The 10,616-nt window shown below is 45.7% G+C and carries 11 protein-coding genes; 9 read left to right on the forward strand and 2 right to left on the reverse strand.

Translation table 11 applies throughout. From position 1 onward, the window contains the following. The 7 genes from ABS362_RS19105 to ABS362_RS19135 all read left to right on the forward strand — a co-directional run. The coding region (locus tag ABS362_RS19105) for an NADH-quinone oxidoreductase subunit D (RefSeq protein WP_350414598.1) at positions 1-889 on the forward strand (889 nt) is incomplete at its 5' end. 106 nt (positions 890-995) lie between these two features. Then, entirely contained in the window at positions 996-1,526 is a 531-nt protein-coding gene (locus ABS362_RS19110; RefSeq protein ID WP_350414600.1) for an NADH-quinone oxidoreductase subunit NuoE family protein, read from the forward strand. A gap of 145 nt (positions 1,527-1,671) precedes the next feature. Then, positions 1,672-3,018: an NADH-quinone oxidoreductase subunit NuoF gene (nuoF, locus tag ABS362_RS19115; RefSeq protein WP_350414602.1), complete on the forward strand. Its 1,347-nt coding sequence runs from the start codon at positions 1,672-1,674 to the stop codon at positions 3,016-3,018. Between the two features lie 72 nt (positions 3,019-3,090). Continuing rightward, entirely contained in the window at positions 3,091-4,071 is a 981-nt protein-coding gene (locus ABS362_RS19120; RefSeq protein ID WP_350414604.1) for an NADH-quinone oxidoreductase subunit G, read from the forward strand. A 3-nt stretch (positions 4,072-4,074) separates the two neighbouring features. After that, on the forward strand, positions 4,075-5,142 hold the full coding sequence (nuoH, locus tag ABS362_RS19125; RefSeq protein ID WP_350414605.1) for an NADH-quinone oxidoreductase subunit NuoH: 1,068 nt from the start codon (positions 4,075-4,077) through the stop codon (positions 5,140-5,142). 67 nt (positions 5,143-5,209) lie between these two features. Then, a complete protein-coding gene (locus ABS362_RS19130) occupies positions 5,210-5,719 on the forward strand; it encodes a NuoI/complex I 23 kDa subunit family protein (RefSeq protein ID WP_233150463.1) in 510 nt (169 codons plus the stop codon). Between the two features lie 7 nt (positions 5,720-5,726). Then, complete coding sequence (locus ABS362_RS19135) at positions 5,727-6,239, forward strand: NADH-quinone oxidoreductase subunit J family protein (RefSeq protein ID WP_350414607.1); 513 nt, start codon at positions 5,727-5,729, stop codon at positions 6,237-6,239. A gap of 161 nt (positions 6,240-6,400) precedes the next feature. On the opposite strand, the gene ABS362_RS19140 is transcribed toward ABS362_RS19135, so the two are convergent. Both ABS362_RS19140 and ABS362_RS19145 read right to left on the reverse strand, forming a co-directional pair. Further along, on the reverse strand, positions 6,401-7,378 hold the full coding sequence (locus ABS362_RS19140) for a DUF6929 family protein (protein ID WP_350414609.1): 978 nt from the start codon (positions 7,376-7,378) through the stop codon (positions 6,401-6,403). A 148-nt stretch (positions 7,379-7,526) separates the two neighbouring features. Next, positions 7,527-7,925: a hypothetical protein gene (locus tag ABS362_RS19145; RefSeq protein ID WP_350414610.1), complete on the reverse strand. Its 399-nt coding sequence runs from the start codon at positions 7,923-7,925 to the stop codon at positions 7,527-7,529. Between the two features lie 214 nt (positions 7,926-8,139). Here ABS362_RS19145 and nuoK point away from each other — a divergent pair, with 214 nt between their 5' ends. Both nuoK and nuoL read left to right on the forward strand, forming a co-directional pair. Further along, positions 8,140-8,469 carry an NADH-quinone oxidoreductase subunit NuoK gene (gene nuoK / locus ABS362_RS19150; RefSeq protein WP_350414612.1) on the forward strand — a complete coding sequence of 110 codons (330 nt, stop codon included), beginning with the start codon at positions 8,140-8,142 and terminating at the stop codon, positions 8,467-8,469. 45 nt (positions 8,470-8,514) lie between these two features. Beyond that, the gene (gene nuoL, locus ABS362_RS19155) at positions 8,515-10,479 is read left to right on the forward strand and encodes an NADH-quinone oxidoreductase subunit L (RefSeq protein ID WP_350414613.1); all 1,965 of its coding nucleotides are present in this window, start codon (positions 8,515-8,517) and stop codon (positions 10,477-10,479) included. Positions 10,480-10,616 lie beyond the last annotated feature (137 nt).

Here is a 10,616-nt window from a genome sequence, read left to right on the forward strand (position 1 = left end):
GTACATCCGTGTGATCATGATGGAGCTGGCCCGTATTTCGGATCACCTGATCTGTAACTCTATCCTGGGTGTGGACTCCGGTGCGTTTACGGGCTTCCTGTACGTAATGCAGGAGCGTGAGAACATTTACGACATTTACGAAGAAGTTTGCGGTGCCCGACTAACTACGAACATGGGTCGTATCGGTGGTATGGAGCGCGACCTTTCGCCTAAGGCATTGCACCTGATCGGTGAGTTCCTGAAGCGCTTCCCTAAAGTATGGGCTGAGTTTGAGAAAATGCTTACCCGTAACCGTATCTTCATCGACAGAACAACAGACGTTGGTGCCATCTCAGCAGAGCGTGCACTTAGCTACGGCTTTACAGGCCCTAACCTGCGTGCTGCCGGTGTGGATTATGACGTGCGCGTAATGAACCCATATTCTTCTTATGAAGATTTCGATTTTGAGATTCCTGTAGGAAGCAAAGGTGATACATACGATAGATTCCTGGTGCGTAATGCAGAAGTTTGGGAAAGCTTAAAGATCATTGAGCAGGCTTACAAAAACCTGCCGGAAGGCTCTTACCACGCTGATGCGCCGCATTACTATTTACCTCCAAAGCAGGAAGTATACCGCAACATGGAAGCCCTTATCTACCATTTCAAAATTGTGATGGGTGAGATTGATGCTCCGGTTGGTGAAGTGTATCATTCTGTAGAAGGTGGTAACGGTGAACTTGGTTTCTACCTGATTTCTGATGGTGGTCGCACACCTTACCGTCTGCATTTCCGTCGTCCTTGCTTTATTTACTACCAGGCTTATACCGAGATGATCAAAGGTGGCCAGCTGGCTGATGCTATCCTGACGCTGAGTAGCCTGAACGTAATTGCCGGCGAGCTCGACGCTTAAACAGGGAACAGTTATCAGTTAGCAGTAAACAGTTAATGCTGATGTCGATAACCGATCTTTTAATAACTATAAATTGATTACTGTTAACTGTTAATTGTTAACTGAAATGACTATAAACGAAGTAAAGTTTTCTGATGCAGGCATGGCCGAGATCCAGCGCTACATCAGCCATTACCCGGAAGGACGTCAGAAATCCGCTATTCTACCTATTATGCACGTGGCACAGGCAGAATTTGGTGGCTGGCTGAGCCCGCAGGTGATGGATAAAATTGCCGAAATCCTGAACATTCAGCCCATCGAAGTATACGAGGTGGCTACGTTCTATACCATGTTCAACCTGAAGCCGGTTGGCAAGCACGTGCTGGAAGTATGCCGCACGGGCCCTTGCTGCCTGCGTGGTGCCGACCAGATGATCGACATGATCAAGGAGAAGCTGAACATAGAAGAAGGTGAAACAACTGCCGATGGTATGTTTACTCTGAAGCCGGTAGAATGCCTTGCGTCGTGCGGAACAGGCCCGATGCTGCAGGTGCGCGAAACTTACTATGAGAACCTGGACTCAGAAGAAAAGCTGGACCAGTTCCTGGAGAAAATGCGCAACACCGAGGTAGAAGCACCTTATCATCAGGCAAATTAGACAAAAGACTATTAGACAAAAGACAATAGACTTATTATAAGTTTTCTCTTTTGTCCTTTGTCAAAAAAATCCTTTGTCTGACAATAATAAAGTATAAACAGGCAGCAAACTATAAAGTAACTGCCAAGCTATATATCCTGCTACAATGGGAATTAAAATATTAACCGAACATATAAACGTACCAGGCATCGAGACCCTGGAAGTATATCGTAAGCATGGTGGCTACCGCTCGGTAGAAAAAGCCATGAAAACGATGTCTCCGGACGAGGTGGTGGAAGAAGTAAAAACATCAGGCCTGCGTGGTCGTGGTGGTGCCGGCTTCCCGACTGGTATGAAGTGGAGCTTTTTGGCTAAGCCGGAAGGTGTTCCACGTTACCTGGTTTGCAACGCCGATGAGTCTGAGCCCGGAACCTTTAAGGACCGTGTGTTCATGGAGAAAAACCCGCATGCGCTGATTGAAGGAATGATCACGTCGAGCTACGCGCTGGGTGCGAACACATCTTATATCTATATCCGTGGCGAGTTAATGTTTGTGCTGCGCATACTGGAGAAAGCTATTGCAGAAGCGTATGCTGCCGGTTTGCTTGGTAAAAACATACTTGGCTCTGGCTACGATCTGGACCTGCATGTGGCTCCGGGTGGTGGTGCTTATATCTGCGGTGAAGAAACTGCCTTGCTGGAATCTTTAGAAGGTAAGCGTGGTAACCCGCGTAACAAGCCGCCATTCCCGGCTGTGAAAGGTCTGTTTGCTTCGCCTACGGTGGTAAACAATGTGGAATCTATCGCTTCTGTGCCGTGGATCGTGAACAACGGTGGTGCAGAATATGCGAAGATCGGTATCGGTAGAAGTACAGGTACAAAACTGATCTCTGCCAGTGGTAATATCAACAACCCGGGCGTGTACGAGATCGAACTGGGCGTTCCGGTTGAAGAATTCATTTACTCTGACGAATACTGCGGTGGTATCTGGAAAGGCAAGCAACTGAAGGCTGTAGTGCCAGGTGGTTCTTCTGTTCCGATCCTGCCTGCTAACCTTATACTGAAAACAGCAGCCGGCGAAGATCGCCTGATGACTTACGAATCGTTATCTGATGGTGGTTTTGTGAGTGGTTCGATGTTAGGTTCCGGTGCCTTTATAGTTTTCGATGAAGACCAGTGCATTGTGCGTAACACGTGGAACTATGCAAGGTTCTATCATCATGAGTCGTGTGGGCAGTGTAGCCCATGCCGCGAAGGTACTGGCTGGATGGAAAAAGTATTACACCGCATCGAGTATGGCCATGGGCATCAGCAGGACATAGACCTGTTGGTAAGCGTTGCCAAGCAGATTGAAGGTAATACGATCTGCCCGCTGGGTGATGCGGCCGCATGGCCTGTGGCAAGCGCCATCCGTCATTTCCGCGAGGAGTTCGAGTGGCACATCAAACACCCGAAAGAAGCAACTTTACCGGGAGCAGTGTACAGAGGCCAGCTTGCAGAAATAACAGCTTAGGAAATTTACCCGCTATAGTTAGGCGGATTAAAAAAGCACAATCTATAGTTGTGCATCAATACAGAAATTAAAATGGCTAAAATAACATTCGATGGCATTGAGGTAGAGGTAGAAGATGGAACCACCATCCTGCAGGCTGCCAGAAAGATTGGTGGCAGTGTTGTGCCTCCTGCCATGTGTTACTATACTCCACTAAAAGGTAGCGGTGGTAAGTGCCGTGTGTGCCTTGTAAAAGTAACGCAGGGTTCTGCCAAAGACCCACGCCCTATGCCTAAACTGGTAGCTTCGTGCATTACGCCGGTACAGGATGGCATGGTAGTAGAAAATACTACGAACGAAGACGTACTGAACGCCCGTAAAGGCATCGTGGAAATGCTGTTGATCAACCACCCGCTGGATTGCCCTATATGCGACCAGGCTGGTGAGTGCGACCTGCAGGACCTTTCTTACGAGCATGGCGTTAGTGCTACGCGCTACGAAGAAGAGCGCCGTAAATTTAATAAGATAGACCTAGGCCCATACATACAGCTGCACATGACGCGTTGCATTTTGTGCTACCGTTGCGTCTATACTGCTGACCAGATTACTGATAAGCGTGTGCATGGCGTATTAGGCCGTGGTGATGCTGCCGAGATCGGAACGTACATCGAGAATGTGATAGATAACGATTTCTCTGGTAACGTGATTGATGTGTGCCCGGTGGGAGCTTTAACGGATAAGACCTGGCGCTTTAAGAACCGTGTATGGTTTACGAAGCCGATGGATGCGCACCGCGACTGCCCAACCTGCTCTGGTAAAGTAACACTTTGGACGCGTGGCGAAGAAGTATTGCGCGTAACAGCCCGCAAAGACCAGTATAACGAGGTAGAAGAGTTTATCTGTAACACCTGCCGTTTCGATAAGAAGGAGACGAAAGACTGGACAATTGAAGGCCCGCGCCATATAGAGCGTAACTCAGTTATCTCGGCAAACCATTACGAGCTGCCGGTTCTGAACGTGCCGATCGTGCCTAACTTACCAAGTTCTACCAAGAAAAAACTGCCACAGCAATAAGATATGGAGTCTGTAGACCTAATATATAAAGCCATTTACATACTGGTAATTTTCGGTATCACCCTACTGATCGCTACCTACTCTACCTACTTCGAGCGTAAGATTGCGGCCTTTATCCAGGACCGTGTTGGCCCTAACCGTGCCGGCCCGTTTGGTTTGCTGCAGCCGCTTGCCGATGCCGGTAAACTGTTCTTTAAAGAAGAATTTATACCTGCAAAAGCGAATAAGGCCCTATTTATACTTGGCCCGGGTATTGCAATGCTGGTGGCGGGTATGTCGAGCGCGGTAATTCCATTTGGCGAACAGCTTATAGTTGATGGCCGTGAAATATGGCTGCAGGCAATTGAAGTAAACATCGGGGTGCTTTATGTATTTGGTATCGTGTCGCTGGGTGTGTATGGCCTGATGATCGGTGGCTGGGCTTCGAACAACAAGTTCTCGTTGCTGGGCGCTATCCGTGCAGCATCTCAGAACATCAGTTACGAACTGGCAATGGGTCTTTCGCTAATTGCGGTGATCATGATGACAGGCTCGCTTTCGTTGAGAGAGATCGCGGAACAGCAGCAAGGTTTTAACTGGAATATCTGGTACCAGCCGCTGGGGTTTATCCTTTTCCTGGTTTGTGCCTTTGCCGAAACCAACCGTACGCCATTCGACTTACCTGAATCTGAAGCGGAACTTATCGGTGGTTACCACACGGAATATGGCTCTATGAAGCTGGGTATGTACCTGTTTGCGGAGTATATCAACATTTTTGTGGTATCGGCTGTAATGGCAACGCTTTACTTTGGCGCTTACAACTTCCCGTTCATGGTGGAGTTAGAAGCATGGTTGGCTGATGCAACAGACAGTGCAGTTACAGCAAATAACATCGTTTCGCTACTTGGTGTAGCTGTGATGTTCGCTAAAATATTCATGTTCATCTTCTTCTTTATGTGGGTTCGCTGGACGCTTCCGCGTTTTCGTTACGACCAACTGATGAAGCTGGGCTGGCAGATACTGATTCCGCTTGCAATACTGAACGTAGTACTGACAGGTGGCGCTATCCTGCTGAAAGACATTTTATTTTAAACTATAGTACCGACATCTGATTGTTATACTATAAGTGTATAACTGATCATAACGGAGACAAGATATAATGGAACCATTATCTAACAGAAGCAAGAAAGTGCAGAAGCGCGAGATGACCTTTGCTGAAAGGGCTTATCTTCCGGCTATTGCACAGGGCTTGGGTATAACATTAAAACACTTCTTTAAGAAGAAGGCAACTATAAACTACCCAGAGCAAACGCGCGAGCGCAGCGACATCTGGCGTGGTCTGCACGTGCTGAAGCGCGATGAGAACGGTGCCGAGCGTTGCACGGCCTGCGGACTTTGCGCGGTAGCCTGCCCTGCAGAAGCAATTACAATGACGGCCGGCGAACGCAAGGCTGGCGAAGAGCATCTGTACCGCGAAGAGAAGTATGCAGTTACGTATGAAGTAAACATGCTGCGTTGCATTTTCTGTGGCCTTTGCGAAGAAGCCTGCCCTAAAGCTGCTATTTTCCTGCAGGATGATAAACTTGCCCCTGCCCGCTACGAGCGCGACGAATTTATTTATGGCAAAGACCGCCTGGTAGAGCCATTAAAAACCACTGAAACAAAATAATCCCATAATGGAGAACGTGTTCTATTTCCTGGCTTCGCTTACGCTGCTTTGTGCCCTGATGGTTGTGATATCTAAAAACCCGGTACACAGCATTCTGTTTCTGATCATTACTTTCTTTACTATATCAGCCCATTACATTCTGCTGAATGCGCAGTTCATAGCTGTTGTAAACATTATAGTTTATGCCGGTGCGATCATGGTATTGTTCCTGTTCGTGATCATGTTCCTGAATGTAGGTAAAAATGAGCATGACCTGAAAACGACTGCGATTAAGAAAATATCCGGAACTATAGCCGGTGGTTTACTTTTTGTGGTGATGTTTGCAGCCCTGAAAGATGCACAGGTAGGAACTTACGATGCAGAAAACTTTAACTCACAGATCGGTATGGTAGAGAACCTTGGACAAGTGCTGTTCACTAAATATCTGCTGCCATTCGAGTTAGCGTCTGTGCTGTTCCTGGTGGCTATGGTGGGTGCCGTAATGTTAGGTAAGAAAGAAACCGGCGAAAGACACTTCTAATCCGGGTTACTATAACTATAGAAAAGGGCTGCAATTTTATAGTTGCAGCCTTTTTTATGTTTCACGGGATTTGTCATCTCGACGAAAGGAGAGATCTATCTGGAATTCTAAATAGATTTCTAACTTTGTTCGAAATGACACTTCGTTTTAAAGTTTATACTTTACTCAACTATAAACACCACTTCCAGAATCTCAGAATGGCCTTTATCATCATCTGAAATGGCAATGACTTTATAGTTACCGCTATTATTACCTTTCTCCACCACCAGCGACTCCACTTTACCGATATAGGTTTTTCCTTTCTTGTCAGTAAGTTTTTCGGCTTTGGCAACTATAGGTTTATCCTGAGAAGTAGCATTTGGTAGATCAGCTAACGGAATATAACCAACATAGCTACCAAGTACTTCCCCGTCCTGAATGGCATCAGGCGCACTTTCTACAGATGCCGTAAAGAACAGTTTATCATCTAGCACATAAGCACCTGAAAAACCGGCCTGGTAGCCTTGTAATGATGGAAGTTTAACAAAGAATAACTCCGGTTTAGGTAGTGATTTCTCTTCAAAAAGGAAAGCAGCAAATTCTGAAAGTTCAAAACTGAGAACTATGTTTCCTGCTTTGTTGAGTGCACGTTGTAACAGATATACTTTGTCATCTGAAAAATCGAGCCCTTCAATGTTCAGCAGTTCGTCGCCAACTATAGCTTTATCTTTCTGGAGTGTACCATACAATTCTTTCAGATCAATCGCTTTAACTACAGGCTTTTCAGAAACTATAGGCAACTCTACCAGGTAAGCTTTTCTCCGCACTTCTGCAGACCCGGAACCAATGGTGAACAAGTAGCTTTTGCCTTTATAGTTTATAGTTGCCAAACTCTCCAGGTCGGGCTTTACTGGTTTCGGGATGCGACCATTCTTAAAGTCCGCGGTATCGAATAGCTCATACTTAGCCACCTGCTTATAGTTCTTATCTAACTGGTATAGAAAAGGTGTATCGTCTCCGATAACATAAAAGCCTTCAGGAGCTGCTTCTATACCTGAGCCGGATGGGATATTTTTATAAAAATGCTTTGCCGTTATAGTTGCAGATGGCTTTATAGTTTGCTTTTCGTCAGCATTTACATTTCTCTTATTCTCTTCCATAGTACATCCCTGCATTAGGATTTGACAGGCAACTAAGCATAACAAAACAAGAATTGCATTACACTTAAGGAGTGATCTGTTTTTTTGAAGCATAAAATAAGTCAGCAAATTATCCACAACTTATACTCCCAAATTGCACAACTGTTAGTTAAAATGTTGTAAACTGTTCACAACCGTAGGCAACTATAAACGACTTCACACTTCCATTCCGATTTACTTCCACTTCTATAGAACCCAATTTTTTATAAATTGAATCGCCTACTGCTGCATAGTTGTACAAGCTACTTGAGTCTCCATCTAAATATAATTTATACTCTAATCCATTTAGATGCTGCAACAACAGTACTTCTGCAGCGTGATTAGGTTTATCTACATATTTTAGCTTCACGACTCCTTCTAAATGCAAATCTTTCAATTCCTGCTCTTTGGCACACAAGCTACTCTTAACAATGTCAGGAAATATATAACGGAAAAGAGTGATGAATACTAATGAAAGAATACAAACTATAACATATAACTTCAGGTTACTGTTAGGTTCTTTTTTCATATTAATTGATTGCGACTTAAATGCATTGTTCAAGTGAAAAATCAAACTCCCACAAAATATAGATTTAATCCTGAAAATTGAACAAAATCCTTAAAACCTTTATCCAAAGAAGTATGGAAATATGTTATGGATATTTAAGAAAACGGGATAACTTTGCGGCACGAAATATTGGATTATACTTTAATAGTAGGACTACGTTCGGACTACACAGACAATGAACCAGATACCTGAAATAATCAGAACCGTTCCGCTGGAATATTACCTGTTCTTCAGCACCGCTCTTTTCGCGATTGGCGTGATCGGCGTACTTACCAGACGCAATGCCATTATCATATTTATGTGTGTGGAGCTGATGCTGAATGCCGTAAACATTTTACTTACTGCACTTTCGGCTTACCGCTCAGACCCTAACGGACAGGTATTCGTGTTCTTTATTATGGCTGTAGCCGCTGCCGAAGTTTGCGTTGGCCTGGCCATTATAGTTATGATATACCGTAACATACGCTCTACGGACGTGCAATTGCTGAACCACCTGAAGTGGTAAGCCCCCGAAATCTAATCTACAATAGCTTAACTTAATACAAATTAGATGCAAGAGATTGTAATGCCCTTCAATAACCAGGCGATGGCACTGCTCTGTTTGCTCATTCCGCTGCTGCCTCTGATCGGCTTTATCGTGAACGGGCTTGGCAACCGCAAACTCGCAAAGGGTATGGTAAGTTTGATAGGCTGCGGCACTGTGCTGGCTTCCTTCCTTATCTCGGTATACCTTTTCCTTGATTTTACAGCCAATGGCAGCCGTCCTTACACCGTAGATTTCTACAACTGGATAGCGGTAGCTGACCTGCAGATCGGTTTTTCGTTCCTGATAGACCAGCTGACGCTGCTGATGATGCTGATGGTTACAGGTATCGGTTTCCTGATTCACCTGTACTCAGCCGGCTACATGAGCCACGACGAGAACTTCGGTAAGTTCTTCGCTTTCATTAACCTGTTCATGTTCTCGATGTTACTGCTTGTAATGGGCTCTAACTACGTGATGATGTTCGTAGGCTGGGAAGGTGTAGGGCTTTGCTCGTACCTGCTTATCGGGTTCTGGAACAAGAACACCAACTATAACAATGCTGCCAAAAAGGCCTTCGTAATGAACCGTATCGGTGACTTAGGCTTCCTGTTAGGCATATTCCTGATCTTTATCACATTCGGTTCGGTTAGCTACCCGCAGGTTTTCGCTGAAGCTGCCAACTATACAGGTGGTATCGACTCTACGGTAATGATCGCGATTACCCTGCTGCTGTTTGTTGGCGCGATGGGTAAGAGTGCCCAGATCCCGTTATTTACCTGGTTACCGGATGCGATGGCGGGTCCTACGCCTGTTTCGGCTTTGATACACGCGGCAACCATGGTTACGGCTGGTATTTACATGGTGCTTCGCTCGAATGTGCTGTATGTACTGGCTCCTACTACTTTAGAAGTTATTGCTATAGTTGGTATGGCTACGGCCCTGCTGGCTGCAACTATAGGCCTTGCGCAGAACGACATTAAAAAGGTACTGGCTTATTCTACTGTTTCGCAGCTGGGTTACATGTTCCTGGCACTTGGGGTGATGGCATTTTCATCGTCTATCTTCCACGTTCTTACACACGCATTTTTCAAGGCGCTTCTGTTCTTAGGTGCCGGTTCGGTTATTCACGCTGTTAGTAACGAGCAGGATATCCGTAACATGGGTGGCCTTCGCAAATACCTGCCAATTACCTTTGTGACTTTCCTGATCGGTACGCTGGCCATTGCCGGTATTCCGCCGTTCGCCGGTTTCTTCTCTAAAGATGAGTTGCTGGCACATGTTTGGGAACACAACAAAGTGCTTTGGGGCCTGGGTATGCTTACCGCCTTCATGACGTCTTTCTACATGTTCCGCCTGGTGTTCCTTACTTTCTTTGGCACCTTCCGCGGTACCGAAGCTCAGAAATCGCACCTGCACGAATCACCTATCTCTATGACATTGCCGCTGATAATACTGGCAATACTTTCAACGATTGGTGGTTTCCTTGGTATTCCGGCTGTGTTTGGCGAGAACCTGCACGTGCTTAACAACTACCTTGCTCCTATTTATGGTTACGCACAGGTGGCTAATGCTGCAGCAGTGGCACCGCTACACATAGATCATGCTACAGAATGGATGCTGATGGGTATTTCGGTGGCCGTTGCAGTAGTTGCGGCAATTCTGGCTTATGTCATGTATGTGAGCAAAAAGACAGTTCCGGCAGCAGAAGGCACTAAACTTTCGCCTATCCACAACCTGATCTACAACAAGTATTACATCGACGAATTATACAACGCCATCATCGTTCGCCCAGTTATGTGGTTCTCTTCTATCTTCCATAAAGTGGTTGATGTGGTTTTAGTTGATGGTGTGGTAAATGGTGTAGGCAAATTTGTAATGCAGAGCAGCCGCACGCTACGCTATGCACAAAGCGGCGCCATTGGGTTCTACATCCTGATCATGGTGTTCAGCATCGCTCTGATTCTATTTTTAAATTTCTTTATCGGATAAGGTTCTTAGAAGATGATAACAGCTCTTTTACTTTTCTGGCCTGCCTTAGCTGCACTGTTGGTGTTGCTGATAAAAGGACAAGGTGCCAAGAAAGTGGCTTTTGTGGCAGCACTTGTTGAGTTTGCCATAGCTATAGT

Origin of the sequence: Pontibacter populi (assembly GCF_040278685.1) — a bacterium.
In the GTDB taxonomy this organism is placed as follows: Bacteria; Bacteroidota; Bacteroidia; order Cytophagales; family Hymenobacteraceae; genus Pontibacter; species Pontibacter populi.

Excerpts from the sequence above, each read along its gene's own strand:
- ABS362_RS19110 (WP_350414600.1), top strand. The coding sequence starts at position 996 with ATGACTATAAACGAAGTAAAGTTTTCTGATGCAGGCATGGCCGAGATC.
- nuoF (WP_350414602.1), top strand. The coding sequence starts at position 1,672 with ATGGGAATTAAAATATTAACCGAACATATAAACGTACCAGGCATCGAG.
- ABS362_RS19120 (WP_350414604.1), top strand. The coding sequence starts at position 3,091 with ATGGCTAAAATAACATTCGATGGCATTGAGGTAGAGGTAGAAGATGGA.
- nuoH (WP_350414605.1), top strand. The coding sequence starts at position 4,075 with ATGGAGTCTGTAGACCTAATATATAAAGCCATTTACATACTGGTAATT.
- ABS362_RS19130 (WP_233150463.1), top strand. The coding sequence starts at position 5,210 with ATGGAACCATTATCTAACAGAAGCAAGAAAGTGCAGAAGCGCGAGATG.
- ABS362_RS19135 (WP_350414607.1), top strand. The coding sequence starts at position 5,727 with ATGGAGAACGTGTTCTATTTCCTGGCTTCGCTTACGCTGCTTTGTGCC.
- ABS362_RS19140 (WP_350414609.1), bottom strand. The coding sequence starts at position 7,378 with ATGGAAGAGAATAAGAGAAATGTAAATGCTGACGAAAAGCAAACTATA.
- ABS362_RS19145 (WP_350414610.1), bottom strand. The coding sequence starts at position 7,925 with ATGAAAAAAGAACCTAACAGTAACCTGAAGTTATATGTTATAGTTTGT.
- nuoK (WP_350414612.1), top strand. The coding sequence starts at position 8,140 with ATGAACCAGATACCTGAAATAATCAGAACCGTTCCGCTGGAATATTAC.
- nuoL (WP_350414613.1), top strand. The coding sequence starts at position 8,515 with ATGCAAGAGATTGTAATGCCCTTCAATAACCAGGCGATGGCACTGCTC.